This window comes from Micromonospora sp. NPDC049047 (assembly GCF_040649135.1).
Classification (GTDB): Bacteria; Actinomycetota; Actinomycetes; order Mycobacteriales; family Micromonosporaceae; genus Micromonospora.
Genome location: NZ_JBEZEY010000003.1, coordinates 369,914 through 394,247 on the forward strand (window position 1 = coordinate 369,914; position 24,334 = coordinate 394,247).

Annotated in this window: 22 protein-coding genes; 7 read left to right on the forward strand and 15 right to left on the reverse strand. The window is 72.6% G+C overall.

Annotated elements, in window-relative coordinates:
* Positions 1 to 8: 8 nt before the first annotated feature.
* The 5 genes from AB0B86_RS07345 to AB0B86_RS07365 form a co-directional block, all read right to left on the reverse strand.
* Positions 9 to 686 carry a maleylpyruvate isomerase N-terminal domain-containing protein gene (locus tag AB0B86_RS07345; RefSeq protein WP_357411246.1) on the reverse strand — a complete coding sequence of 226 codons (678 nt, stop codon included), beginning with the start codon at positions 684 to 686 and terminating at the stop codon, positions 9 to 11.
* A 104-nt stretch (positions 687 to 790) separates the two neighbouring features.
* On the reverse strand, positions 791 to 1,165 hold the full coding sequence (locus tag AB0B86_RS07350) for a zf-TFIIB domain-containing protein (protein ID WP_357411244.1): 375 nt from the start codon (positions 1,163 to 1,165) through the stop codon (positions 791 to 793).
* 22 nt (positions 1,166 to 1,187) lie between these two features.
* A complete protein-coding gene (locus AB0B86_RS07355; RefSeq protein ID WP_357411242.1) occupies positions 1,188 to 1,820 on the reverse strand; it encodes a phosphoribosyltransferase family protein in 633 nt (210 codons plus the stop codon).
* A gap of 41 nt (positions 1,821 to 1,861) precedes the next feature.
* A complete protein-coding gene (locus tag AB0B86_RS07360; protein WP_357411240.1) occupies positions 1,862 to 3,202 on the reverse strand; it encodes a glycosyltransferase family 87 protein in 1,341 nt (446 codons plus the stop codon).
* Positions 3,203 to 3,269: 67 nt separating this feature from the next.
* On the reverse strand, positions 3,270 to 5,792 hold the full coding sequence (locus AB0B86_RS07365; protein ID WP_357416572.1) for a bifunctional diguanylate cyclase/phosphodiesterase: 2,523 nt from the start codon (positions 5,790 to 5,792) through the stop codon (positions 3,270 to 3,272).
* Positions 5,793 to 6,878: 1,086 nt separating this feature from the next.
* On the opposite strand from AB0B86_RS07365, the gene moaC reads away from it, so the two are divergent.
* From moaC to AB0B86_RS07385, 4 genes are all read left to right on the forward strand, one after another.
* A complete protein-coding gene (gene moaC / locus AB0B86_RS07370; RefSeq protein WP_357411236.1) occupies positions 6,879 to 7,370 on the forward strand; it encodes a cyclic pyranopterin monophosphate synthase MoaC in 492 nt (163 codons plus the stop codon).
* Entirely contained in the window at positions 7,367 to 7,837 is a 471-nt protein-coding gene (locus AB0B86_RS07375; RefSeq protein WP_357416576.1) for a MogA/MoaB family molybdenum cofactor biosynthesis protein, read from the forward strand. Before moaC ends, AB0B86_RS07375 begins: the two co-directional genes overlap by 4 nt.
* A gap of 333 nt (positions 7,838 to 8,170) precedes the next feature.
* Positions 8,171 to 9,427: a molybdopterin molybdotransferase MoeA gene (locus AB0B86_RS07380; RefSeq protein WP_357411232.1), complete on the forward strand. Its 1,257-nt coding sequence runs from the start codon at positions 8,171 to 8,173 to the stop codon at positions 9,425 to 9,427.
* Positions 9,424 to 9,852: a molybdenum cofactor biosynthesis protein MoaE gene (locus AB0B86_RS07385; protein WP_357411229.1), complete on the forward strand. Its 429-nt coding sequence runs from the start codon at positions 9,424 to 9,426 to the stop codon at positions 9,850 to 9,852. Before AB0B86_RS07380 ends, AB0B86_RS07385 begins: the two co-directional genes overlap by 4 nt.
* 4 nt (positions 9,853 to 9,856) lie before the next feature.
* On the opposite strand, the gene AB0B86_RS07390 is transcribed toward AB0B86_RS07385, so the two are convergent.
* Together AB0B86_RS07390 and AB0B86_RS07395 are read right to left on the reverse strand one after the other, a co-directional pair.
* On the reverse strand, positions 9,857 to 11,302 hold the full coding sequence (locus AB0B86_RS07390; RefSeq protein WP_357411227.1) for a glycosyltransferase 87 family protein: 1,446 nt from the start codon (positions 11,300 to 11,302) through the stop codon (positions 9,857 to 9,859).
* Positions 11,303 to 11,517: 215 nt separating this feature from the next.
* Positions 11,518 to 12,063, reverse strand: coding sequence for a DoxX family protein (locus AB0B86_RS07395; protein ID WP_357411225.1), 546 nt, complete (start codon positions 12,061 to 12,063; stop codon positions 11,518 to 11,520).
* A gap of 133 nt (positions 12,064 to 12,196) precedes the next feature.
* On the opposite strand from AB0B86_RS07395, the gene AB0B86_RS07400 reads away from it, so the two are divergent.
* On the forward strand, positions 12,197 to 12,745 hold the full coding sequence (locus AB0B86_RS07400; RefSeq protein WP_357411223.1) for an N-acetyltransferase: 549 nt from the start codon (positions 12,197 to 12,199) through the stop codon (positions 12,743 to 12,745).
* 24 nt (positions 12,746 to 12,769) lie between these two features.
* Here the strand turns inward: AB0B86_RS07400 and AB0B86_RS07405 are convergent, their stop codons facing one another.
* The 3 genes from AB0B86_RS07405 to AB0B86_RS07415 all read right to left on the reverse strand — a co-directional run bounded on the left by AB0B86_RS07405 (position 12,770) and on the right by AB0B86_RS07415 (position 15,533).
* Positions 12,770 to 14,011: an ATP-binding protein gene (locus AB0B86_RS07405; protein ID WP_357411221.1), complete on the reverse strand. Its 1,242-nt coding sequence runs from the start codon at positions 14,009 to 14,011 to the stop codon at positions 12,770 to 12,772.
* 135 nt (positions 14,012 to 14,146) lie between these two features.
* The gene (locus AB0B86_RS07410) at positions 14,147 to 14,569 is read right to left on the reverse strand and encodes a hypothetical protein (RefSeq protein ID WP_357411219.1); all 423 of its coding nucleotides are present in this window, start codon (positions 14,567 to 14,569) and stop codon (positions 14,147 to 14,149) included.
* Between the two features lie 427 nt (positions 14,570 to 14,996).
* On the reverse strand, positions 14,997 to 15,533 hold the full coding sequence (locus AB0B86_RS07415; protein ID WP_357411329.1) for a hypothetical protein: 537 nt from the start codon (positions 15,531 to 15,533) through the stop codon (positions 14,997 to 14,999).
* Between the two features lie 342 nt (positions 15,534 to 15,875).
* Between AB0B86_RS07415 and AB0B86_RS07420 the strand changes: the two genes are divergently transcribed.
* Together AB0B86_RS07420 and AB0B86_RS07425 are read left to right on the forward strand one after the other, a co-directional pair.
* Positions 15,876 to 16,880 carry an EamA family transporter gene (locus AB0B86_RS07420; protein ID WP_357411217.1) on the forward strand — a complete coding sequence of 335 codons (1,005 nt, stop codon included), beginning with the start codon at positions 15,876 to 15,878 and terminating at the stop codon, positions 16,878 to 16,880.
* 10 nt (positions 16,881 to 16,890) lie between these two features.
* On the forward strand, positions 16,891 to 17,532 hold the full coding sequence (locus AB0B86_RS07425) for a prepilin peptidase (protein WP_357411215.1): 642 nt from the start codon (positions 16,891 to 16,893) through the stop codon (positions 17,530 to 17,532).
* A 70-nt stretch (positions 17,533 to 17,602) separates the two neighbouring features.
* On the opposite strand, the gene AB0B86_RS07430 is transcribed toward AB0B86_RS07425, so the two are convergent.
* The 5 genes from AB0B86_RS07430 to AB0B86_RS07450 all read right to left on the reverse strand — a co-directional run bounded on the left by AB0B86_RS07430 (position 17,603) and on the right by AB0B86_RS07450 (position 24,287).
* A complete protein-coding gene (locus tag AB0B86_RS07430) occupies positions 17,603 to 20,782 on the reverse strand; it encodes a UvrD-helicase domain-containing protein (RefSeq protein WP_357416585.1) in 3,180 nt (1,059 codons plus the stop codon).
* 61 nt (positions 20,783 to 20,843) lie between these two features.
* Positions 20,844 to 22,094, reverse strand: a complete 1,251-nt coding sequence (locus AB0B86_RS07435) for a metallophosphoesterase (RefSeq protein WP_357416587.1) — start codon at positions 22,092 to 22,094, stop codon at positions 20,844 to 20,846.
* A 10-nt stretch (positions 22,095 to 22,104) separates the two neighbouring features.
* A complete protein-coding gene (locus tag AB0B86_RS07440) occupies positions 22,105 to 22,359 on the reverse strand; it encodes a MoaD/ThiS family protein (RefSeq protein ID WP_357411209.1) in 255 nt (84 codons plus the stop codon).
* A gap of 3 nt (positions 22,360 to 22,362) precedes the next feature.
* The gene (gene moaA, locus AB0B86_RS07445) at positions 22,363 to 23,376 is read right to left on the reverse strand and encodes a GTP 3',8-cyclase MoaA (RefSeq protein ID WP_357411207.1); all 1,014 of its coding nucleotides are present in this window, start codon (positions 23,374 to 23,376) and stop codon (positions 22,363 to 22,365) included.
* Positions 23,373 to 24,287: a fructosamine kinase family protein gene (locus AB0B86_RS07450; RefSeq protein ID WP_357416591.1), complete on the reverse strand. Its 915-nt coding sequence runs from the start codon at positions 24,285 to 24,287 to the stop codon at positions 23,373 to 23,375. The genes moaA and AB0B86_RS07450 overlap by 4 nt, the downstream gene beginning before the upstream one ends.
* Positions 24,288 to 24,334: the final 47 nt, after the last annotated feature.

Below are 24,334 nucleotides of genomic sequence, written 5' to 3' on the forward strand. Positions count from 1 at the left end.
GTCCTCGGTCAACCGAGCAGCGGAAACCAGCCCGCCGACTCGCCCAGCTCCAGCCGGTCCCGATCGGTCAGCGGAATGCGCCCGGTGGCCTTCAGCAGGAAATCGTTGTCGTCCCACGCGGCGGGCCGAACGGCGTCGTCGCTGAGCAGGCCGTCCATTGTCGCCACCGCGACGCGTACCGCAAGCGGGCCGGGCGGCGGCGCGTCCGGCAGCTCCAGCGTCAGGTCCAGGTGGTGGACGGTTGCCTCGGTGGTCAGCGTTGCGAGGAAGTCGGGTACGCGTAGCACGTGCCCCTGCGTGGCCACGTACGCCTCGGGGTCGGCTGACCGGGCGGCGCGGACCGCCGCCAGGGCGGTGTCCCGCCAGAGGTTGACGATCTCGGTGGGACGGTCGAAGGCGGCGGCCGAGCGGCGGACCCACCGGGCGTGCCCGGCGGCCTCGTCGTCGCCGCCGGGGAAGTCACGCCAGTAGCTCACGTCGTCGACGTCGGCCGGCCCGTCGACCGTGGTGGCCAGGGCGTCAAGCGCACGCTTGGCATCGCCGACCACGTGCAGGAGCAGGGCGGCGACGTCCCAGCCCTGGCAGCGGGTGGCTCGTCGCAGGCCGGCGTCGTCCAGGTCGCCGACCACCGCGGTGATCCCGTCGTACGCCTGGGCCAGCGCCTCGTCCGGTCGGATCGCGGTCATGCGATGCAGCCTCGCACGGTCCACCACGCCGGCCAAGCGTCCGCCGGGTGGGCGGGGTGCCCGGGTCGACGCGTGATCGACCCGGGCCGGTTGTCAGTCTCGACTCAGCCGAACATCTCGTCGAGGAAGCCCTTGCGCTTCTTCTGCCGGTAGTGGCCGTGGTAGCCGTGGTGCTGCTGCTGGTGGCCGTAGGCCGGCGCCGGCGGGTAGCCGGGCGGAGGCGGCGGCGGGACCGCACCGTAGCCGGGCTGGTGCGGCGGGGGCGGGGGCGGCGGGTAGCCGGCCGGCTGGTGGCTGGGTTGCGGCGGCGCACCACCTGTCTGTTGGCGGCTCCAGTTGGCCTCCGCCTCGAACAGCTTCTCCAACTCGCCGCGGTCCAGGAAGATGCCGCGGCACTCCCCGCACTGGTCGATCACGACGCCGCTGCGCTCGTACTGGCGCATATCTCCGTGACACTTGGGACAGGTGAGACTACTCATCGCCCGACGGTACCCGGTCGACCTAAGCGGTTGCTGTGAGCGCCTCGCTCACCTCTTCGTCGGACACCTCGTGGAAGTCGTCGTAGTAGACGCTCACCGCGCCGAAGTCCGGTGGGCGTTGGGCGCAGACGACCTGGTCCGCCACGGCGGCGAGCAGTTCGTACGCCTCCTGTGCGCCGACCGGAACGGCGACCACGACCCGGTGTGCCCCGAGTTGGCGGGCGACCTCCACGGCGGCGCGGGCGGTCGCACCGGTGGCCAGGCCGTCGTCGACGATCAGCGCGGTCCGCCCGGTGAGGTCCAACTGTGCGCGGCCACCGCGGTAGAGCCGCTCCCGCCGGGCGAGTTCGGCCTGCTCGCGTTGGCTGACCTCGGCGATGTCGACGCTGCTGAGCCGGCTTGCCACCGCGTCGTTGAGCACCTGGACCCCGCCCGGCCCGAGCGCGCCGAAGGCGACCTCCCGGGCCCACGGCATGCCGAGCTTGCGGACGACGAGCACGTCAAGGGGTGCGCCGAGCCGTTCGGCGACGACCCGGGCGACCGGCACGCCGCCCCGGACGAGGCCGAGGACGACCACGTCCGGGTCGCCGACGAGCGCGGTGAGCCGCTCGGAGAGCACCCGGCCGGCGTCGGCCCGGTCGCGGTACGTCGTCATGACTTCAGGTGTACGCCCTGGCCGGCCGTCGCGCCCAGCAGTTACGCCGATGTGGTCCGAGCGGGCAGGTCGGAAAGCGGGGTGGTCGGCGTGTCGACCGGGTGGCGCAGGGCGGGCGCCCAGGTGAGCAGGGCCATCGGGTAGAGCAGGTAGCCGAAGCGGGTCGAGGGCATCAGGGCGATGGCGGCGAGTAGCCCGTACCCGCAGATCAGCGCCGTGGCGACGGCGGTGCGGGGTGGGCGGCGGGCGAGCCGGACGGCGATGGCCACGCCGGCGGCGACAAGCAGTGCGGCGGCGACCAGCCGGCCGGCGGGTAGTGCGGTGGCGATCAGGTGGCCGGGGAAGGGGGACTGCGCGGGGCTGGTGACCAGGCCGTGGCCGAGGGGGAAGCGCAGCACGTTCTCGGTGAGCGCGTCGCGGTCGACGAGCATCGCCGGCAGCAGGGCGGCGATGGGTAGGCCGACAGCGCCGGCGGCGACCCGGGTGCCGGCCCGTCGGGTCAGGCCCCAGGCGATCAGGACCAGCGCCACCGGCCAGGCGAAGAGCTTGAGCGCGCCGGCCAGGCCGACCGCGAGGCCGGCCCGGCCGGGCCGGTCGGCGGCGGCGAGCGCGAGGGCCAGCAGGCAGAGCGCGAGTACGGGCAGGTCGTCGCCGCCGGTGGCGAGGGTGAGGGCGCAGATCGGCAGGACGGTGGCGGCCTGTACGCCGCGCAGCAACGCGGCGTGTCGCCGGTGGGCCTCCTGGGCGGTGCGGGCGGTGGCCGGTGTGGTGCGCAGGGCGGCCACGGCCAGGGTGAGCGCGAGTGCGGTGCCCACTGCGAACCAGACCCGGGAGTCGGTCCACCAGGTGTCGGCCAGGGCCCTGGGCAGGCCGAACATCGCCATGCCGGGCTGGTAGGGGGTGTAGCCGAGCAGTTGCTCGCCGGGTGGCAGGGCGGCGATCGCGTCGGGACCGAGGTAGGGCGTGCCGTGCTCCAGGAGGCGGGTGCCGGCGTGTTCGACGACGAGCACCTCCTCCTGGGCCCGGTCGGTGCGTCCGTTGGCCCGCTCGATGCTCTGCCAGAGCAGGGGTAGTAGTGCGGTGCTCGCCCAGGTGAGACAGGTGAGCACCGAGCGGGCTGGCAGCCCGACCAGGGTCGAGGTCGGGAAGCGCCGACGGAGCAGGAGTTGGACGAGCACCACAAGTGTTGCGACCAGGTATCCCACGGCGGCGACGGCACCCCATGCCCGGTGCGGCAGCAGCGTGGAGGTGAGCGCGGTGAGCGCGGCGAAGACGGCCGAGACGGCGTAGAGGCCGAGGTCGACGGCGAGTCCGCCGGCCGCGGTGTCGAGCGTCCGCCAGTGCCAGCGACGGCGGGGGGTGCTCGGGGCGTCGGCGATCACGGGCGCCAGTCTGGCAGATCGGGGGGTACCTGCACCGGGCCGCGTGGCGCGGGCGGCTGGTGCCCGGTCAGGCGGGCAGGTGCGGGAGGCGGGAGCGGCCGGTCTGGCGGCGGCTCTGGCTCAGTCGGATCACCGCGCCGGCGTCGTGCAGTGGCGCGGCCAGGGTGCCGGGTCGGCCGCCCGATCCGCGCTGCATGGCCGCGAGCAGGGTGCCGGCCGGCATCGGCCGGGCGAACAGGTGCCCCTGGCCGGCGACGCAGCCCAACTCCCACAGGGCCCGCCGCTGCGGTTCACTCTCCACTCCCTCGGCCACGACTGCCAGGTTGAGGCTGCGGCCCAGGTCGAGGGTGGAGCGGATGACGGCGGCGGCCTCCGCCGAACTCTCCATCGTCGTGACGAAGCTTCGGTCGATCTTCAGCTCGTGCACCGGGATCCGGGAGAGCAGGGAGAGCGACGAGTAGCCGGTGCCGAAGTCGTCGAGCGCCAGCCGGACGCCCTCGTCGCGGAGTCGGCTGAGCACCCGGTCGACGACGTCGAGCTGACTGAGGGTGAGCGTCTCGGTCAGCTCCAGCACCAGCCGGTCCGGTGGTAGGTCGTGGGCGCGCAGGCGGGCCAGCACCGAGCCCGGGAACCGTGCGTCGAGCAGGCTGCGTGGGGACACGTTCACCGCGACGGGTACGTCGAAGCCGGCGTCGCGCCAGTCGGCCGCCGCGATCAGCGCCTGGTCGAGGATCGCCTCGGCGAAGGCCGGCAGCAGGCCCGAACGCTCGACGGCCTCCAGGAAGCGCAGGGGGTCGATCATGCCGTGGGTGGGGTGGTGCCAGCGGGCCAGCGCCTCGGCGCTTGTCACCTCGCCGGTGCCCAGGTCGACGATCGGTTGGAAGTTGACGACGAACTCGTGGTCGGCGACCGCCCGCGGTAGGTCGCCACCGAGGGTGAGGCGGCCCAGGTCGGCGGTGTCCCGGGTCGGGGCGTACGTGGCGATCCGCTGCCCGGCCCGCTTGGCCTGGTACATGGCGACGTCGGCGCGGCGCAGTAGTTCGGCCATGCCACCGCTGGACGGGGCTACGGAGATCCCGCCGCTGGCCTCGACGCTGATCCGCATGCCGTCCAGGTCGAACGGCTCGTGCAGGGCGGCGAGCAGCGTCTCGGCTCGGTGCGCGGCGACCGCCGGAGCCGGCAGCCCGCGCAGGAGTACGGCGAACTCGTCGCCGCCGAGGCGGGCCACCAGGTCGGTCGACTGGGCCACCCCGCGCAACCGGTCGGCGACCTGCACCAACACCTGGTCACCGGCGGCGTGCCCGAGTGTGTCGTTGACCTCCTTGAAGTGGTTGAGGTCGATGAGCACCAGTGCGGTGATTCCGTCCGCGTGGCGGCTGCTCAGCTGCTCGGTGCCCTGGTCGAGGAGGTGTCGGCGGTTGGCCAGGTTGGTGAGCGCGTCGTGCGCGGCGGCGTAGGCGTGTTCGTCGGCCACCCGGGCCAGTTCGGCGTACGCCTGGGCGTTGCGGACCGCCGTGCAGAGAGCGGAGGCGAAGGTACGCAGGGTGTACTGCTCTCGTTCGGAGAGCTGCACGGGGCCACGGAAGCGCAGCCGAAGTATGCCGACATCGACGGTGCGGTCGTGGCCTTCGAGCCGGGTGGGGACGACGGTGCCGTGCACGTCGGTGGGCTTGCCGATGCGGCCGTCGAAGGTGAGGCCGCCGGTGCCGCCGCGCACGACGCGGTCGCTGTGGCGCAGTTCGATCTCGACCTCGTCGGCGGAGAAGAGTTCGGCGGCCTGGGTGACGGCGGTGGTGAGGACGGTGTCCAGGTCGACCACGTTGAGCGCGTCGGTGGTGCGGGCCAGCCGCTGCCAGGCCTGCTGTTCGGTACGGCCCCGGATACGGGCGGAGTAGGCCAGGTGCAGGCTCAGGACCAGGGGCGGAACGGCAAGCAGCAGGCGGGGGTCGGCCCAGAGGATGAAGAGTGTGCACAGCGCCACGATGAAGCGCACACCGAAGCCGGCGAGCCGGAGGTCAAGGTTGTTGAGGAACTGGCGGGAGATCCGGGTGCCGGTCGCCAGTGCGATGACGGGGATTGCCAGCAGGTCGTCGAGCAGGGCGGCGACCAGGTAGATCACTCCCAACAGGCCGATGAGTTCCATCGGCCCCACCGGGGGCCATTGCCAGTGCACCGCCAGCGCGGCGGCGCCCGCTCCACCGGCGACCAGGATGTTCTTGCTGACACCGAAGGCAGTCTTGATCGGAGGAAGTTTCATGATCGCTGACGCGATGCCGACGCCTACGCCGGTCGCCAGCAGCACCCAGGCGGGTGGAGTCACGGCGAGCCCGATCACGATCGCCGCTTCGAGCCAGGTGATCGAGTGGGTGGTCGAACGGATGCGGATCGGCGCTTTGATGATCGTCCCGAGGGCGGTCATGAACATCAGCGCGACGATGGTCGCTCCGTCGCCCACCGAGTCGGGCGGATGGGCGAACATGTCGACGACGGCGATGAGCGTCGGGCCGGCAGCCAGTACGACGATGAGTCCGACAAGCACCAGAAGTCGCCGGTCTGCCCGGGTGGTGTTCTCGGATGGGACTCGACTCATGAAGCTCCTGTCGTTGCCGACAGTTACATGTTGACGACAGGAGCTTACCGCTGTGTGTCGTTCGTTTGTCAGTGCCACTCGCTGCCGCGCATTGCACGCTCCCTCCACTCTCGTCCCCGGTTGGTTCTGTGCCCGGGATGTCGATCTGACGAGAGCCTAAGACGGGCCAGGTGTAGTTAGCACCAATAAATGTCGGTATGCGCAATATTAGTCAAGCTGATGTAGTTTTATTACGTTCTGTCCATCGTCATTGAACGGAGTGCGGTCGGAGTCTGCCCGTTCTGGATTCGGGGAAGGGCCTCATCCGTGGGCCTTTCCGGCGAGCTTATTGGTCGTGGTATTCCCTGAGTCTGGTGGTTCTACCAGCGCTACTTCAACCGGAGTTCGGCCGGGTGCGGGGGCGGGTTGGGCAATGTTGTCCCGGGCTTGGTCGCGTCCGGGCCGGCGGTGGCGTCCCACTCCGGCTTGCGCGCCTGTCGACGGCGAGAAGACAACGACGTTCAGTGGGCAACGGTGCAACATGTCGCAGACATGTTGCGGCCCCGGTCAGGCAATCGGGTGGCCATCCCCGCGAGCCTCCGTGGCAACCGATCGAGCGCGAGCGGTACGGCCTCGAAGGAGGGACATGGACCTCGTTGCGTGATCGACTGAACACCCGCCACCGATCGGGTGGGGGTGGGTAAGGGTTGACGTTCCGGGCGGTCTTTCGGCGCAACTGCCTGCCGCACGTTGCGCCTTGCGACACCCAGACAGCAGGCGAGCGTCGCGATGCTCGCACTTCGGCCCGGTCGACTGGGTGCGGTGGACGACCTCGTTGACGGGTTATGGCCCGATTGCTTACCGCGATCAGTCGTCGTTATTGTGCGTACCAATGCGGCCAGTCCGCGCCGGGCTGTCGAGGCTTCGCCGGCTGCTCGTGGGCACCCTTACGGCAGCGGGTCGGATATCCACTCGACGCCCGTCCGATGCTCCGCGTCGTCCTTATGCGTCGCGTCGGGGAGCGGAACTCCGACCGTCGGTCACCCCGGCCGTGCTGGCCGTCGCTCCTTGCGCGCAGCGTCGTACCGCACCGATAGGCTCTCGGCCGTGACCGAACCCGCACAGCTCAGCCACGTCGACAGCGCTGGCGCGGCCCGCATGGTCGACGTCTCCGCCAAGGCGGTGACCGGCCGCCTGGCGGTCGCGGCCGGCCGGCTGCGGACCACACCCGAGGTCATCGACCTGCTGCACCGAAACGGGTTGCCCAAGGGCGACGCGTTGGCGGTTGGTCGGTTGGCCGGGATCATGGGGGCCAAGCGCACTCCCGACCTGATCCCGCTGTGCCACCCGATCGCCCTGCACGGCGTCACTGTCGACCTGCGATTGACCGCCGACACCGTGGAGATCACGGCCACCGCCCGCACGGCGGACCGGACCGGCGTGGAGATGGAGGCACTCACCGCGGTCGCCGTCGCCGGTCTCGCCCTTGTCGACATGGTCAAGGCGGTCGACCCGGCCGCCTCGGTGGAGGCGGTCCGGGTGCTGCGCAAGGAGGGCGGCAAGACCGGGCAGTGGGTCCGGCCGGAGGACCGGCCGTGATCCGGGCCCGGGTGGTCGTCGCGTCCAACCGGGCCGCGGCCGGCGTCTACGCCGACACCAGCGGCCCCCTGCTCGTCGCGGGCCTGCGCGAGTTGGGGTGCCAGGTCGACGATCCGGTGGTGGTGCCCGATGGTGAGCCGGTCGGCGTCGCCCTGCGGGCCGCCCGCGCCGACGGTGTCGACGTGGTGCTCACCAGCGGCGGGACCGGGGTCACGCCGACCGATCGCACCCCGGACGTCACCCGGGGTCTGCTGGACTACGAGATCCCCGGCATCGCCGAGGCGATCCGCGCGGACAGCCGCGACCGGGTGCCCACGTCGATGCTGTCCCGAGGGCTGGCCGGTGTCGCCGGCCGGATGCTCGTGGTCAACCTGCCCGGCTCGACCGGCGGCGCCCGGGACGGCCTGGCCGTGCTCGGGCCGATTCTCGCGCACACCGTCGACCAGTTGCGCGGCGGCGACCACTGAGCCGCGCGGCTGCGCCGCTGCCCTCGCGGTGGTTACCCACTGAGCCGCGCGGCTGCGCCGCTGCCCTCGCGGTGGTGACCCACTGAGCCGCGCGGCTGCGTCGCTGCCCTCGCGGTGGTGACCCACTGAGCCGCGCGGCTGCGTCGCTGCCCTCGCGGTGGTGACCCACTGAGCCGCGCGGCTGCGCCGCTGCCCTCGCGGTGGTGACCCACTGAGCCGCGCGGCTGCGCCGCTGCCCTCGCGGTGGTGACCAGCGGAGTCACGGCAGGGATCACCGACCGCGGTCCACGCCGGGCCCCGACGGGTGTCGGTCCGTGCCGATAGGCTCGGTCGGTGAGCACGGAAACCGCACCCACCGCGGATCAGGTCGCCGCACCTCCGCCAGCCGGGTGGGAGGAGGCGCGGTCGCGGGTCTACGCGGTTGGTCTGTCCGCCGCGCTGCCCGCCCTCGCCCGACCCCTGGCCGAGATCGACGGGTCCACCCTGGCCGAGCCGTTGACCACCCGCACCGACCTGCCCGCCTTCCCGACCTCAAGCGTGGACGGCTGGGCGGTGCGCGGCACCGGCCCGTGGCGGGTCGTCGGCCGGGTCCTGGCGGGCAACACACCCGCGCCGCTCGCCGCCGACGGCACGACCGTCGAGATCGCGACCGGAGCCATGGTGCCCGAGGGGGCCACCGCCGTGCTGCGCGTCGAGGAGTCCACGATCGTCGACGGCCTGGTCAGTGGCACCCCGCGGGAGACGCCGGAGTGGCGGAAACCCGGCGAGGAGGCGTACGCCGATGAGGAGTTGTTGCCGGTCGGCACGCCGGTCGACCCGGCGGTGATCGGCCTGGCGGCCTCCTGCGGGCACGACACGCTGCGGGTCCGGCGGGCGCCGCGCGCCGCGCTGCTGGTCTTCGGCGACGAGTTGCTGACCGTGGGCCCGCCGGCGGCCGGCCGGGTCCGCGACGCGCTGGGTCCTGCGGTGCCGGCGTGGCTGCGGCGCTACGGCTGCCAGGTCCGTCCATCGGATGTGGTCGGCCCGGTGGCCGACACACTGCCCGCGCACGTGGCGGCCCTGCGTGCGGCGCTGGCAACCGCCGACCTGGTCTGCACCACCGGCGGCACGATGAACGGCCCGGTCGACCACCTGCACCCGACCCTGCAGGCGCTCGGCGCCGACTACGTGGTCAACACGGTGGCGGTTCGTCCCGGGTTCCCGATGCTGCTGGCCCGGCTGGCCGGCCACGACGGGCGGGTCCGGTTCGTGGCGGGGTTGCCGGGCAACCCGCAGTCCGCCATCGTCGCGCTGGTGTCGCTTGTCGCGCCGCTGCTCGCCGGCCTGCAGGGTCGCTCGATGCCGGTGCTGCCGCACGCCACGTTGGCCGAGGCGGTGTCCGGTCGCGGCGACCACACCCACCTGGCCCTGGTCCGACTGGACCGGGCCGCCGGGACCGCGTTCCCGGTGCGACACGTCGGCTCGGCGATGCTGCGCGGCCTGTCCGGCGCGGACGGGTTCGCCGTCATCCGGCCCGGCACCAGGGGCGAGCCGGGCGACCGGGTGCCGATCGTGCCGTTGCCACTGCTTCCCGGGGAGCGTCCGTCATGACCGCACCGACGATCACCTTCGGTGAGATCACCGATCAGCCACTCGACCTCGCCACCCATGAGGCCGCGGTCGCCGACCGTCGGGCCGGCGCGGTGGTCTCCTTTCAGGGCGTGGTCCGCGACCACGATCACGGCCGGCAGGTCACCAGCCTGGAATACGAGGGGCACCCCAGTGCCGCGCAGGTGCTGCGCGAGGTGGCCGCCGAGATCGCCGCGGAGCCCGACGTCTACGCGGTGGCGGTCTCCCACCGGGTCGGCCCGCTGGCGATCGGTGACGTGGCGCTGGTCGCCGCGGTGAGCACCGCGCACCGGGCGGCGGCCTTCGCGGCCTGCGCCCGGCTCGTCGACGAGGCCAAGGCGCGCCTGCCGATCTGGAAGCGGCAGGTCTTCACCGATGGCACCGAGGAATGGGTCAACTGCCCCTGACCGGTCAGCGGCGGGCGTTGAGCGCCATGGTCCGGGTGAGCCGGTCACCGTAGAACGCCGGCTCGGCTCCCGGACGCCAGGGCAGCGCGGCGACCAGCACGATGAGCGCGAGCGCGAGCGAGTTTTCCATCAGGGCTCCGAAGAGACCGTCCTGGTAGTGCGACATCTCCGGCAGCTGGTGTTCGTACGGCCAGATCGGTGAGATCAGGAAGAGCAGGTAGAGCCCGATCGCGGCGCCACCGTGCCGGAGCCCGGTGAGTGTTGGATACCAGATCGGTGGGCGGAGCCCGTTGACCCCGGGCAACCCCCCGAACACCGGGCCCTGTCCGGCGCGCTGTGGCATCGTCCGGCTCGCCTCGCGGCGGCGTACGGCGGCGTCGGCGAGCACGATGATCGCCGGGATCACCCAGACCAGGTGGTGCGTCCAGGAGATCGGGCTGATCACGTTGGCGGTGAGGCCGACAAGCGTGAAGGCTGTCAACTCGTCGCCGTCGGCGCGGGAGCTGGCCGCCCGGGACAGGCCCAGCGCCAGGATCAGCACCGAGAAGGCGAGCCAGAGCAGCCCGGGGGTCTCGATCGAGTCGTACAGGCGGGCGAGCAGGCCGGCGAGTGACTGGTTCGGCGTCATGTCCGCCGCGCCGACCCGCTCGGTCTGCCAGAGCACGCTGCCGAAGTACGTCCGCGACTCGTCACCGACGATCCCGAAGCTCGCCACCGTCACCCCGATCGCGGTGCCGATCGCGGTGGCCGCCACCCGCCACTGCCGGGTGATCAGCAGGTAGGCGATGAAGAGTGCCGGGGTGAGCTTGACCGCGGTGGCCAGGCCGATGCCCGCCCCGGCCCAGGCTCCGCCGTAGAGGAAGCGCAGCAGGGGACCATCCGTCGCCGCGTAGTGGGTGCCCCGGCGGGACCGCCACCGCAGGCCGATCAGATCAGCCATGATCAACGCGAACAGCAGGATGTTGACCTGGCCGTAGCCGAGCGTCTCCCGAGCTGGTTCGATGGCGACCGCGAGCGGCACCGCCACGGCCACGGTGAACCACAGTGGCCACCCCAGTCGGTCCACGATGGGGCGGAGCAGCCCGGCCAGCACCAGCGCCAGCGCGGCGATGCTGGCTACCGCGTTGACCATGCCGGCGGCGTCGATCGGCAACTGCGCCATCGGCAGCATGGCCAGCCCAGCGAACGGCGGGTAGGTGAACCCGAGGGTGGTTCCGGGCGCGATGAACTCGTAGAGCTCATGACCGCTCGCCCACCACACCACGGCACCGTGGTAGATCTTCATGTCGAAGAAGTTGTACGGCCGCCCGAAAGCGCCGATGGCGCGCCATGCGGCATAGGCGACGGCGGCCACGATGGCGGCCCGTACGACGTTCTTGCGATCGATCCGACGCGTCACGCGTTGGATTGGGGCGAGGCGGTCCGCCCGACTACCGACAGCCGTCGGCATGGCGCGGCCACCCCCATACCAAGGTCGTCCTACCCGTCCAGGTCCTGCACGGAGCCTAGAACGGCGCCTCACGTCAGTGCCTCCCGCGTTATGCGACCGTGTCCGATCCCACACATGTTTTTGACATTTCCACCGCGTTAACGCCTACCGGGTGGTTCAGGTAATTCGCGGCCTTAGCGGGGGGTGGGGGTGGCGCGGAGAGGCATCGATGCAGTTCAGCCGGGCAGTCGACGTGCCGTGGACGCGGAGCGGACGGCGATCCGAGCTTCCCGGCGGGCGGTACGGACGGCGCGCTGCATGGAACGTCGAGAGTGGCCGATGCGGTGACCGGTCCGCCAGCGCAGACCCGGCTTGCCACCGGTGTCGGCCGCGGCCAGCAGCAGACCGCCGAGGAGACCGAGGTTCTTGAGGGCGTGGATCTGGTTGTTGTTCTTGGCGACCGGATCGTCGCTCTTCCAGAAGGGATGCCCGGCGATGGTCACCGGCACCAGAGTGCCGGCGAGGACCAGCGCGGCGGGTCGACTGAGCCGTCCGGTGGCCAGCATCAGCCCGGCGCTCACCTGCACCGCCGAGTTGAGTCGGATCAACGTCTCGGTATCGGTGGGGAAGCTCGGGTGCGCCTTTTTCAACAGCGGCGCGACCTTGTCGGTGATCGGTGTGGCGGCCGGCGCCAACCGGCCCGGGTTGCGGAGGTTGCGATACCCGCTGACCACGAAGATGCCGCTCAACATGGCGCGGGCGAGGGAGCGTACGGGCGTCATGGATCAGTCATACCCCGTCGCGGCGTGTGCTACCCAGGCAACCGTCGGATCGGATCGGTGTTCATACACGTGCGCCACGCCGATTCGAGCGACAGTCACTGATGGGCCGGCCGTGGCGGGTAACGTCGCGCGGGTGACCACGCTGCGGCTACGCCCCGAGGACCCGGCCGACGCCGGTCCGGTGCGCCGCGTACTGGCCACCGCTTTCGCCCGCCCCGACGTGGCGACGCCGCCGGAGGTGAGCCTGGTCGACGAGTTGCGCGGCACCGCCGCATGGCTACCCCGGCTGGCGATGGTCGCCGAGTACGGCGGCGAGGTGGTCGGGTACGCGCTGCTCACCCGGGTGCGGGTGCGGCCGGAGCGGGGATCGGACGTGCCCGCCCTGGCGCTCGGCCCGGTGGCGGTGGCGCCGCACCGGCAGCGCGTCGGGCACGGCACGGCGGTGGTGCAGGCAGCCCTGGACGCGTCCACCGAGCTTGGTGAGCGGCTGGTCGTGGTACTCGGCGACCCGGCCTTCTACCGCCGGTTCGGCTTCAGCGCCGCGAAGGAGTTGGGCCTGACCGGCCCGTGGGCCGGCCTCGGTGAGCCCTGGCAGGCGTTGGTGCTGCCGCCGTCGACAAGCGAGGAAGGCCCCCCGCCGCGCGGCGAGGTGCTCTTTCCAGCGCCCTGGGCGAAGGTCTGACCGGGTCGACACCCCGTCCGGCGGTCAGGCCGGCTGGGTGCGCAGATACCTGCCGAAGTGCGGCACGGTGAAGGCTACGGTGCCCCGCTCGCCGGAGTAGATCAGCCCCTTCTTGATCAGTGCGTCCCGCGCCGGGGAGAGGCTTGCGGGCTTGCGGCCGAGCGCCCGGGCGATCTCGGCGGTGGGCACCGCGGCGTCCATGTCGTCGCGGACCACCGCCCCGGACTCGTCCTCGACCGCGGACATCATGGCCATCGCCCGCATGTACTCGCGTTCGGCCGGGGTGGCTCGCTCGAACCGGGAGCCGAAGAATCCGACCGCCAGTTCGGCCTCCGCCTCGGGTGCGGCGACACGCACGTCCGCGGCGGTGATCGGCGAGCGCGGCGCATGATCCCAGGTCGCCTTGCCGTACGCCTGAACGAAGTAGGGATAGCCACCGGACTTCTCGTAGAGCAGGTCGAGTGCCTTCTGCTCGTACTCGACGTCCTCGCGCTCGGCGGGTGCGCAGAGCGCCTGGTCGGCGGCGATCCGGTCGAGCCGGTCGATGCGTTGGTAGCGGAACAGCCGTTCGGAGTACGACTTGGCCGCGCTGAGCACCGCCGGCAGGTGCGGGAGGCCGGCGCCGACGACGATCAACGGCGCGCCGAGCTGGGACAGCTCGTGGCAGGCCGCGCAGAGCGCGGACACGTCCTCCGGGCCGAGATCCTGCATCTCGTCGATGAAGATGGCGATCCCGGTGCCGACGTCACTCGCCACCGCGGCGGCGTCGGTGAGCAGCTCGACGAGGTCGATCTCGATGTCGCCGGAGTCGGCCCGGCCGCTGGCGGCCGGCACGTCGATGCCGGGCTGCCAACGGTCGCGCAGCTTCGGGGCGGCACCGGCCCGGCCGGTCGGGGCGGACCGTTGGGCGAACGCCTTCAGGACGCCGAGGAACGCGTCGATCCGGTCGGGTGCGCGGTGTCGGGGAGCCAGCTCCCGGACGGCCATGTGCAGCGCGGCGGCGACCGGGCGGCGCAACGACTGATCCGGTCGTGCCTCGATCTTGCCGCTGCCCCAGAGATGGTTGATCGCCTGCGACCGGAGGGTGTTGAGCAGAACCGTCTTGCCGACGCCGCGCAGCCCGGTGAGCATCAGGCTGCGTTCGGGTCGGCCCCGGGCGATGCGTTCCAGCACGATGTCGAAGACGTCCAGCTCCCGCCCCCGCCCGGCGAGTTCGGGCGGACGCTGGCCGGCGCCCGGCGCGTACGGGTTGCGGACCGGATCCACGCATCGCAGAGTATCGGGCCGTCTAGCTGCGGGGCTAGACATGGATAGATGGGCCTATCGGCGTGTCGAGACCGTCGACAAAAAACTAGGGCTGTCTAGCTTCCACGCTAGACAGCCCTAGTTTTCGCAATCGGACTACTGCTCCTGCAGGCACAGCACGTAGTCGAGCTGGTCGTCCACGTAGGTCACTGTCGTCCCGGGTGCCAGCGACTCACACCGGCCCGCGTCAGTGGTCGCCGCGATCCGCAGCAACACCCGGTAGGTGCCTGGGCTGCATGGCACCTTGCGCAACTCCGCGTCCCGTCTGGTGCCCTCGTTCACCACGCAGTCGCCCGTGCCGAGTTCGTCGTCCGGGGACGGCGCGGCCGATCTCGGCATGTCCCTGGGCAGGCCCGGCGCGCTCGTCGCCGGGGTGCGCGTGTCGTTCGCGGCGTCGGCGACCCGCCACACCGCCCAACCGGCCAGGCCAAGGCACGGGCAGAGCACGAGCAGCACCACAAGCGCGACGATGAGGGCGACGTTGCGGCCGCTCTTGCGCACCGGCGCGACGGGTGGCATCCCGTAACCGGCCGGCGGCGGCTGGCCCCAAGGCCCGGGCGGCTGGCCCGGCATTGGCCCGGCGGGTGGGAACGGTCCGGGCGGCTGATCCGGCGTCGGCCCGGCGGGTGGGAAAGGGCTGGGCGGCTGGCCGGGCGGCTGGCCCGGCGTCGGCCCGGCCGGTGGGAACGGTCCGGGCGGCGGGTAGCCCGAGCCGGTGGGCGGCGCCCCCCACATCGGCGCGGTGGGTGGCGGCGCGGCGGGCGGCGGCGGGCCCCACTGCTGCCTGGTGGGATCTTCGGCGGGCGGCGGAGCGTTCCACTGGGGCAGGGTCGGGTCCTCCGCCGGCGGGCCGTCGGGCCCCGCCGGCGGGCGCTGGTACGGGTCGTCCGGCTGGTCGGAGCCCGCTGGTCCATAGGTCGTCATGTCATTCCCGGGGTGGGTGGTCTCAGCGTTGCTTCAGGCAGAGGACGAAGTCGAGAGTGTCCAGCTCACTGTCGAAGAAGTACCAGTTGGTGTAGCCCTGGACCTTGCCGCACTTGGCCTCGGCGTCGCGTTCGCCGCTGGTCGCGCCGTCGATCCGGCTCAACACCTCGTACGACTTCGCGGCGCACTCGCTGATCAGCAGCTTGGGCTTGCTGCCCGCTGCGGCGTCGTTGCGGACGCACTGCCCGACCTTGGCGAACCGGGGATCAGCCGACGACTCCGGGGCCGGCGCACTCGGTGCCGGCTCGGCCCCGTCGGTGTCCGCACTCGGCGCCACGGCGGTGGTCGAGTTGGCAGGAGCGGCCACCGGAGCCGGATCGTCCTGCCCGCGACGGAGCCAGAACGCCCCACCGGCAGCCACCAGCAGCAGTACGACGGCCAGCACCGCGATCAGCGGCCCCCGACCGCGCCGGCCCGGTGCCGGTGTGGGGTCCGGGCCGTACGGGTGTTCGTCCGGCCGGTACGGCTGCCCGCCGTACGCCGGAGGTGCCCCGCCCAACTGGTACCCGTCGCCGTAGGGGGCACCGCCGTAGGGCGTTGCCGAACCGCCTCCGTAGTGCGGTGGGCCGCCGTACGGCCCCTGCCGCTCCTGGGACACCTGCGGGTACGACGGGGGCGCCTCCGGGTACGACGGCGTCGGCTGCGGGTAGGGCCCGGCTGCCGGCGGGTAGGGCTGCGGCACCGGCCGGCCCGGCGTCTCGTCCGGACGCTGCCCGCGCCACGGTCCCGGGTTGGCGCCCCCGGGTGGGCCGTAGTTCGTCATGCCGCCCCCTGCACAAGTGGTGAGTCCGGCCACCGGTACGCGACGCCGGCTCCGACGTCACCGTAGCGTGGTCGACTGATGAGCTCACCTCTACCGAGCGCGACAGCCGGCATCGGCCACCGCGCAAACGTCGCGCCGACCCTGATCTGGACCGCGTTGATCGTGGTCTACCTGCTCTGGGGCTCCACCTATCTGGCCATTCGGATCACTGTGGAGACGCTGCCCGCGCTGCTGTCGGCCGCACTGCGGTTCACCGTCGCCGGACTGGTCCTGGCGGTGGTGCTGCGGCTGCGCCGCGGCCCCGGCGCGCTGCGGGTGGACCTGCGGCAGCTCGGCTCGGCGGCGCTGGTCGGGGTGCTCCTGCTCGCTGGCGGCAACGGCCTGGTGGTGCTCGCCGAGTCCGGGCCGCCCGGAGTGGCGGTGCCGTCCGGGATCGCGGCGCTGCTGGTGGCGACAGTGCCGCTGCTCGTGGTGCTGCTGCGTACCGGCACCGGGGACCGTCCGCCGGTCTGGACGTTCGCCGGGGTCACAGTGGGCTTCATCGGCCTGGTCGTGCTGGTGTTGCCCGCCGGCAGTGCGGACGCGGTGCCGCTGGTCGGGGCGTTGGTGGTGGTCGCGGGGGCCGTCGCCTGGTCGGTCGGGTCGTTCCTGTCCGGCCGGATCCGGATGCCCACCGACCCGTTCGTGGCCACGGTGTACGAGATGCTGGCCGGCGCGCTGGTGCTGGCCGTCGTCGCCGCCGGTCGAGGCGAGCTGAGCGACTTCCACCCGGCGGAGGTCAGCACCCGATCCTGGCTGGCGCTTGGTTACCTCATGGTGGCCGGTTCGCTTGTGGCCTTCACCGCGTACGTCTGGCTGCTGCACAACGCGCCCATCTCGCTCGTGTCGACGTACGCCTACGTCAACCCGGCGGTCGCGGTCGCGCTCGGTGCGCTGCTGGTAGCCGAGCCGATCACCTCCCAGGTGCTGCTCGGTGGTGCGGTGATCGTTGCCGGCGTCGCGCTCGTGGTGACCACCGAACGGCCGCGTCGGGCGGGCGCGGCAACACGATCGGGGGCCGCGCGGACGGTCGACCGGCGGTAACGTCCGGCCCATGTCGGCCGCCGCGCTGGTGCCGGTCGCGCTGCTCGGCGCGCTTGTCGGTGTCGTCGTACCCAGGCTGGCCCGGATCTTCACCACCGGCCCGACCCGGCGACGACCCGACGGTGCGGCCGGGGCGTGGCTCAGTGCCCTACTGGCGGCGGCGGTGTTCGCCGGGCTCGCGGTGGCCCGGCGGGACGACCCCGCCCTGCCGATCTTCCTCGCGGTGGCGGCGCCGGGGCTGGTGCTGGCCCGGGTCGACCTGGCCTGCCTGCGGCTGCCCGACCCGCTGGTGCTCGCCGCCGGGGTGCTGGCCGCCGGCGGCCTGACCGCCGCGGCGATGCTGTCCGGCGAGGTCGCCCGGCTGCTCGGTGCGGTAGCCGGTGCGGCGGTCGCCGGCGTGGCGCACCTGCTGCTGGCCCTGCTGCCGGGCTCCCGGCTGGGGTTCGGGGACGTGAAACTCGCGGCCGTCCTCGGCCTGCCGCTCGGTTGGCTGGGCCGGGACGCCCTGCTCGTCGGGCTGGTCCTGCCCCATCTGCTGCACGGTGCTCTGGTGCTCGGCCTGCTCGCCACCGGGCGGGTGCGTCGGGACACCCTGCTGCCACTCGGTCCGGCCCTGCTCGCCGGTGCCTGGCTGGCCGTGCTGCAAGCCTGAGTACCTGTGCAGCTCAGCCAGCCCGGCGACCGACGGTCTGAGATCGCCGGTCGCCGGGGCGGGCGGAGCCTCAGATCAGGCGGAGCTGGCGGTCCTTCGGGCGACGTGGCTCGGTCTCGCCGAACCGCTCGAACAGGCCCGGATCGATCACGCCCAGGAACGGCGACGGGGCACAGTCGCGTTCCGCGCCGTGCCGGGTGCGGCGGGCGGCGTGGCTCACGTACAGCCGGTCCTGGGCGCGGGTCAGGCCGACGAAGAAGAGCCGGCGCTCCTCGGCCACCGCGTCCTCGTCGGGCGTCGAGCCCGGCCAGCGCAGCGGCAACAACCCGTCCTCGACGCCGACCAGGAAGACCACCGGGAACTCCAGGCCCTTCGCCGCGTGCAGGGTGAGCAACGTGACCGCCTCCGCGCGGGGGTCGAGCGCGTCCACCTCCGCGCCGGTGGCCAGCTGCGACAGGAACGCCTCCAGGTCGTCGCCGCAGCGTCGGGCCAGCGGGGTGAGCAGGTCCACGGCTGAGCGGACGGCCTCGGGGCGTACCGTGCCGGTGCCGTCCAGGGTGGGCACCGCGAACCGCTCGGCGACCACCTGGCCGGCCAGCCGCACCCGGGCGGCGAGCGACCCGGCCAACCCGTCGGCGTGCCGCAGCTCGCGGGCGATGGCTGCCACCCCGGGCCGGTCCCGCAGCCGGTCGTGCGAGCGCTTCTGCACCGGGATGTTGGCCCGGGCCAGGGCGTCGACGATCGGCGCGGCCTGCGCGTCGGTGCGGTACAGCACGGCGATGTCGGAGAAGGACAGCGAGGTGGACCGGCCGTCGATCCGGCCCGAGTCCAGCGACCGGTGGGACAGCCCGCCGACCAACTCGTCGACAGTGCGCACCACGAAGTCGGCCTCCTCGGCGACCGACGCCGCCGGATAGCGCCCCACCAGCGGGGCCTCCGGGTCGAGTCGGGCCGGATCCAGCCGCCGGCCACGGACCAGCGAGGACGGTGCGATGGCCTGCACGGCGGCGGCCAGGATCGGCGCCGACGAGCGGTAGTTGCGGTTGAGCCGGACCAGCCGGGCGTCGGTGAAGTCCTCGGAGAAACGCAGGAAGTAGCCGACGTCGGCACCCCGGAACGAGTAGATCGCCTGGTCCGGGTCGCCGATCGCGCAGAGGTTGCCGTCGGCGGGGCTGAGCAGCCGCAGCAGCTCGTACTGCACCTCGTCGACGTCCTGGTACTCGTCGACGAAGATCCACCGCCAGCGGTTCCGGTAGGCCTCGACCAGCTTCCGGTCGGAGCGCAGCAGTGCCACCGGCAGGGTGACCAGCTCGTCCAGGTCGACCAGGTCCTGCTTGCGCAACAGCGCGGTGTAGCTGGCGAGGTCGTCGCCGGCCGCGGTGCGGGCTGCGGCCCGTTCGGTGTCGTCGGCGATGCGGAAGTCGGCCGGCAGGCCCGCCGCGTCGGCGTTCTCCCGCAGGATGGTCAGGCCCAGCGCGTGGAACGTGCCCACCGTGACGTCCTCGGCGACCGGACCGAGCAGGCCGTCGAGGCGGTGTCGCAGCTCCTCGGCGGCCCGGCGGGTGAACGTGATCGCGAGGCAGTGTTCGGGGAAGACGTTCAACTCCGCGCAGAGGTACGCGATCCGGTGCGTGAGTGTCCTGGTCTTGCCGGTGCCCGGCCCGGCCACGATCAGCAGCGGCCCGCCCGGCGCGGAGGCAGCCACCCGCTGCATCGCGTCCAGCCGGTCCAGCAGGCCGGTGCCGACCTCCTCCATCCCGGAGAGCATCGGCTCGAACGGCTCGTGGGGGGACGGTGGTGAGGCGATCGGCGGTGCGGGAGCCGGGATCGGCTTGCGCTTCGGCTTCGGCTCCGCTTTCGCCGCCGGGCGCTTGGCCGTCGACCGGGCCGCCGGTTCCGCGGGTCGGCGCTGCGCCGGCACCGGTACGTCGAACAGGGTCTCCTGCGCGCCCAGCTCGGCGGGGTCGAAGAGCGTGATCACCCCGTACTCGCCGTCGTAGCCGGGCACCCGGCGCACGTCGCCGCGCCGCAGCCGCCCGATGCCCTCGGCGAGCAGCTCACCGCCGACCTGCGCGATGTCGGCGAGCGGCGTCGTGGTCAGGATCTCCAGCTCCGGGCCGAGCGCGGCGAGCAGCTCGTTGAATCGCCCCTCGACCTTCTTCGACCGGGCGCCCACCTTGTTGATCTCACCGAGGATCTCGGCAAGCGGGACCAGGTGGGTGACGTCCCGGGCGTGGGCCGGCCGGTGCCCCGCCGGCCGGTCGGCAAGCTCCTCGATCCGGGTGAGCACGCCCACTGTGAGCGGCTTGCCGCATTCGGGGCAACGCCCGTCGGCGGCTCGGGTGCGCTCCGGGGACCAGTTGACCCCGCAGAGTCGGTGTCCGTCCGCGTGGTACTTGCCCTCCTCCGGGAAGAACTCGATGGTGCCGGCCAGACCGTCACCGGTGCGCAGCGCCTCGCGGACCGCGAAGTAGTCCCGCTCGGCGGTCAACACTGTCGCCTCCCGGCCCAGTGCCGGTGGCGAGTGAGCGTCCGAGTTGGAGACCAGTTGGTAGCCGTCCAGGCTGCCGACCCGCCAGTTCATCGCCGGGTCGGAGGAGAGGCCGGTCTCCACGGCGAAGATGTGGTCGGCCAGATCGGCGTAACAGTCCGCGATCGCGTCGAAGCCGGACTTCGAACCCAGCGCGGAGAACCACGGCGTCCAGATGTGCGCCGGCACCAGGTAGCCGTCTCCGCTGGCCTCCAGGGTGATCTCCAGCAGGTCGCGGGAGTCCAGACCGAGGATCGGCCGGCCGTCCGAGCCGAGGTTGCCGATCCGGCCGAGGGCGGCGTTGAACCGGGCCACCGCGTCCAGATCGGGCAGGTAGATCAGGTGGTGCACCTTGCGGGTCCGGTCGTCCCGCTTGTAGATCGTGGAGATCTCCACGCTCAACATGAACCGGACCGGGTCGGCCTCCGCCGCGCCGGCCAGCCGCGGTGGCAGCCGCCGCGCGATGTCCCGCTCCGCCTCGGCGTCGAGCCGGTACAACCCCGGCTCGGCCGGGCGCAGCGTCTCCCGCAGGTGGTCGTACCAGGCCGGGTGGGTGAAGTCGCCGGTGCCGAGCAGACCGATGCCCTTGCGCCGGGCCCACCAGCCGAGGTTCGGCAGCGTGAGGTCGCGGCTGCACGCGCGCGAGTATTTCGAGTGGATGTGCAGGTCCGCGACGAATGGCGAGAGGCCACCGGAGGGTACGGCACTGAACGGGGGCACGCCGCATCCTGTCACGCCCGCCGGGCCGGCCGGCGGCCGCCACGCGCGGACGTGACCTCCGCTATGCCGAGCGCAACTCCACCAGACTGATCTGCGGCTCGGCCCCGACCCGGACCGGCGGCCCCCAGAAACCGGCGCCGTTCGTCACGTAGACCTTGGTGCCGTCGACCTCGCCGAGGCCACTGACCACCGGCTGTTCCAGCCGAACCGCCAGGTTGAACGGCACCATCTGCCCACCGTGGGTGTGCCCGGACAGTTGCAGGTCGACGCCGTGGCGGGCCGCCTCGACCGCCGCGAGTGGCTGGTGGGCGAGCAGCACCACCGGACGGCTCGGGTCGCGGTCACCGAGGGCGGCGGCGAAGTCCGGCCCGGCGGCCAGACCGGTGCCCGTCGGGTCCGCGTCCAGGTCGTTCACGCCAGCCAGGTCGAGCACGCCGCCCCGGGCCTGGATCTCCTGCCGCTGGTTCTGGAGCACCCGCAGGCCGAGCCGGTCGACCTCCTGGACCCACTCCTCCACCCCGGAGTAGTACTCGTGGTTGCCGGTGACGAAGAAGCTGCCGTACCGGGAGCGTAGGTCGCGCAGCGGTGCGGCGGCCGGGCCGAGCTCGGCGACCGAGCCGTCGACCAGGTCCCCGACCACCGCGACCAGGTCGGCGTCGAGCCGGTTGATCGCGGCGACGATCCGCTCGGTGTGTGCCCGGCCGCGCAGCGGACCGAGGTGGATGTCGGAGACGGTCGCGATGCGCAGGCCGTCCATGCTGCGGGGGAGCTTGGCGAGAGGGATCTGCACCCGGTCCAGGCGGGGCGGGCCGAGGGCGGTGCGCACGCCGTACCCGGTGATGCCGGTGGCGGTGAGGCCGGCGAAGATGGCCGCCCCACGGGCCAGCAGCAGCCGGCGGCTCGGGTCGTGGTCCGGGGCCGTGACGGCGTCGGCCGCCGGCGGCTCGGGTGGCCCGGCGGCGCCGACGAGCACCGGCTCGGGCGCGGCGGTGGTCGGTTCGGCGGTGGCGAGCCGGCGGCGCAGCACCAGCCGGGTGACAAGCATCGGCACTTCGAGGACGGCGAGCACGACGAGCAGGTAGAACATCACGGCGAGCCACAGGTAGCCCGGCCAGGCGAGCCAGTAGAGCCCGGCCTGCGTCCCGGCGAGGGTGGCCGGCACGAGCAGCGCCAGCACCAGGGCGGCGACCCCGCCGACCCGCCGCCAGCGACCCGGGTTGGTGGTGTCCCGAACGAGCCGCTTCCACAGGTAGAGGTGGATGAGACCGGTGGCCAGCGCCAGGATGCCCACGAACCCCAGAACCGCCAACATGTGCGCCTCCTCAGCCACCCGCGAACGGAGGCAGAACGTCGATCGTGGCCCCGGCCGGCAGGGATGCTTCACGATCATGACAGGTGACGCCATTTACCAGGAAACTCGCCACTTGCAGCACTGCGGCGAGTCGATCGCCGTGGCGCCGTACCAGTTCGGCGGTGAGGTCGTCGAGCGACCGGCCGGCGGGCAGCACCTCCTCGGCGTGCCCGGCGGCGGCGCGAGCGCCAGCGAAGTAGCGGACGGTCAGTGGTGTCGGGGTCACGCCTCAACCCCCGATCGCGGACATCGGCCGGGTCGGCTGGAGGAAGGTCGGGTCGTCGATGCCGTGCCCGGCGCGCTTGCCCCACATCGCGGTGCGCCAGCGTCGGGCCAACTCCTCGTCGTCCGCGCCGGTGCGCAGCGCCGCGCGCAGGTCGGACTCCTCGGTGGCGAAGAGGCAGGCGCGGACCTGGCCGTCGGCGGTCAGCCGGGTGCGGTCGCAGTCTCCACAGAACGGTCTGGTGACGCTGGCGATGACGCCAACCCGGGCGGGACCTCCGTCGACAAGCCAGGTCTCCGCCGGTGCGGCGCCACGCTCGGTCGGGTCGGGGCTGAGATGGAAGGCGGTACGCAGGGACGCCAGGATCTCCTCGGCGGTGACCATGGTGTCGCGGTCCCAGCCGTGCTGGGCGTCCAACGGCATCTGCTCGATGATCCGCAACTGGTAGTCGTGCTCGACGGCGAAGCGGAGCAGGGCGGGCGCCTCGTCCTCGTTGACGCCGCGCATCAGCACTGAATTGATCTTCACAGGGCTGAGGCCGGCTGCGGCTGCCCCGGCGAGCCCGGCCAGCACCGCGTCGAGGCGGGGGCGGCGGGTGAGGGTGGTGAACCGGTCCGGGTCCAGGGTGTCCAGTGAGACGTTCACCCGATCCAGGCCGGCCGCGCGCAACGCCGGGGCCAGCCGGTCCAGGCCGATGCCGTTGGTGGTGAGCGAGATGCGGGGGCGGGGCTGGAGGGCGGCGACGGCCGTCACGATGCCGACCAGGCCGGGTCGGATCAGCGGCTCACCGCCGGTGAACCGCACATCGGTCACACCGAGCCGCTCGACGGCCACCCGGACCAACCGGACGATTTCCTCGTCGGTCAGCAGCTCGGGGCCGGCCAGCCAGGGCAGCCCCTCCGCCGGCATGCAGTAGGTGCAGCGCAGGTTGCACTTGTCGGTGAGGGACACGCGCAGGTCACGCGCGACGCGGCCGTACCGGTCGACGAGGACGCCAGCGGTCCCCGGGGCGAGGCTCACCTGTCGACCGTAGCGCGTTCGACCCGGCCCGGGACGGCGCGGGCGGCCTGAAGGACCGCGTCTCGATAGCCGCCACCGAAGAGCGCGGTGTGCACGAGCAGCAGATGCAGTTGATGCAGTGGCACCCGCTCGCGCCAGCCGTCCGACAGCGGCCAACTCTCGTGGTAGGCAGCCAGCGTCCGGTCCAGGTAGGGGATGCCGCCGAAGAGGGCGAGCTGGGCCAGATCCGTCTCCCGGTGCCCGCCGTGCGCCGCCGGGTCGATCAGCCAGGCCCGGTCGGTGGCACCCCAGAGCACGTTGCCCGGCCACAGGTCGCCGTGCACGCGCGCTGGTGGCTCGTCGCCGCCGAGCCCGTCGAGCCGACCGACCACCTGCTCGACCAGGATCGCGTCGGCGCTGGTGAGCGCACCACCGTCGACCGATCGCCGCAGGTAGGGAATGAGGCGTCGCTCGGCGAACCACGTCGACCAGGGCCCGTCGGTGGGGGTGTTGTCCTGCGGGAGCGACCCGATGAAACCCGGCCAGGCCGCACCGAAGGTGGGTGCGCCCGCCCGGTGCAGGTCGGCCAACTCCCGGCCGAAGCGTTCGGCGGCCTCCGGCGTGGGCTCGCCGGGCTCCACCCAGTCGAGCGCCAGCAGGGCCGGCAACGCCACGATCACCTCGGGTACGGGGATCGCCCCGGCCTCCCGCAGCCAGCGCAGCCCGGCCGCCTCGGCGGCGAAGAAACCTTCCGGCGCTGGTCGGCCCGCCCCCTCGGGCCAGGATTTGGCGAAGACGGAGTGGCCGTCGTCGAGGGTGAGCCGGGCGGCCGCGCAGATCTGCCCGCCGGCGACCGGCGTCTCCCGGATCCGCTGGTGGGTCCGGAAGGTCGGCAGGTGTGTCGGGTGCGCGCGCAGGTACGCCAGGTCCATCAGCGCACGGTAACCGCTCCCTGTGACGCCACGGTGCCGCCCGATGA

Excerpts from the sequence above, each read along its gene's own strand:
- AB0B86_RS07355 (WP_357411242.1), bottom strand. The coding sequence starts at position 1,820 with ATGACGACGTACCGCGACCGGGCCGACGCCGGCCGGGTGCTCTCCGAG.
- AB0B86_RS07425 (WP_357411215.1), top strand. The coding sequence starts at position 16,891 with ATGTCGGCCGCCGCGCTGGTGCCGGTCGCGCTGCTCGGCGCGCTTGTC.
- AB0B86_RS07410 (WP_357411219.1), bottom strand. The coding sequence starts at position 14,569 with ATGCCACCCGTCGCGCCGGTGCGCAAGAGCGGCCGCAACGTCGCCCTC.
- AB0B86_RS07390 (WP_357411227.1), bottom strand. The coding sequence starts at position 11,302 with ATGCCGACGGCTGTCGGTAGTCGGGCGGACCGCCTCGCCCCAATCCAA.
- AB0B86_RS07385 (WP_357411229.1), top strand. The coding sequence starts at position 9,424 with ATGACCGCACCGACGATCACCTTCGGTGAGATCACCGATCAGCCACTC.
- AB0B86_RS07350 (WP_357411244.1), bottom strand. The coding sequence starts at position 1,165 with ATGAGTAGTCTCACCTGTCCCAAGTGTCACGGAGATATGCGCCAGTAC.
- AB0B86_RS07420 (WP_357411217.1), top strand. The coding sequence starts at position 15,876 with ATGAGCTCACCTCTACCGAGCGCGACAGCCGGCATCGGCCACCGCGCA.
- AB0B86_RS07435 (WP_357416587.1), bottom strand. The coding sequence starts at position 22,094 with ATGTTGGCGGTTCTGGGGTTCGTGGGCATCCTGGCGCTGGCCACCGGT.
- AB0B86_RS07395 (WP_357411225.1), bottom strand. The coding sequence starts at position 12,063 with ATGACGCCCGTACGCTCCCTCGCCCGCGCCATGTTGAGCGGCATCTTC.
- AB0B86_RS07345 (WP_357411246.1), bottom strand. The coding sequence starts at position 686 with ATGACCGCGATCCGACCGGACGAGGCGCTGGCCCAGGCGTACGACGGG.
- AB0B86_RS07365 (WP_357416572.1), bottom strand. The coding sequence starts at position 5,792 with ATGAGTCGAGTCCCATCCGAGAACACCACCCGGGCAGACCGGCGACTT.
- AB0B86_RS07450 (WP_357416591.1), bottom strand. The coding sequence starts at position 24,287 with ATGGACCTGGCGTACCTGCGCGCGCACCCGACACACCTGCCGACCTTC.